This is a genomic window from Pseudomonas sp. AC463 (assembly GCF_979253585.1).
Genome location: NZ_CEEDDZ010000931.1, coordinates 1 through 251 on the forward strand (window position 1 = coordinate 1; position 251 = coordinate 251).

General features: G+C 64.5%; 1 protein-coding gene. It reads right to left on the reverse strand.

The window, feature by feature from the left end; translation table 11 throughout:
- On the reverse strand, positions 1-251 hold a 251-nt coding region (locus AC0IYH_RS32960; protein WP_471838591.1), incomplete at both ends, for a KUP/HAK/KT family potassium transporter.

Genomic DNA, 251 nt, shown 5'->3' on the forward strand with positions numbered 1-251 from the left:
GAACACCTTGATCGGCATCGCCGCCTCGCGCAGGCGCTCGATCATCAGCTTGCGGCCCTTCGACCACGTCGTGAGGAAGGTGAACACGATGAAACCGACCAGCAGCGGGAACCAGCCGCCGGCGGGAATCTTTGTCAGGTTCGCGCTGAGGTAGGCGCCGTCGACGATGAAGAACACGGTCAGCAACGGCACCGCGGCATAGGGCGGCCACTTCCACAGGCGGAACAGCACCACCGCGAGCAGGCAGGTGT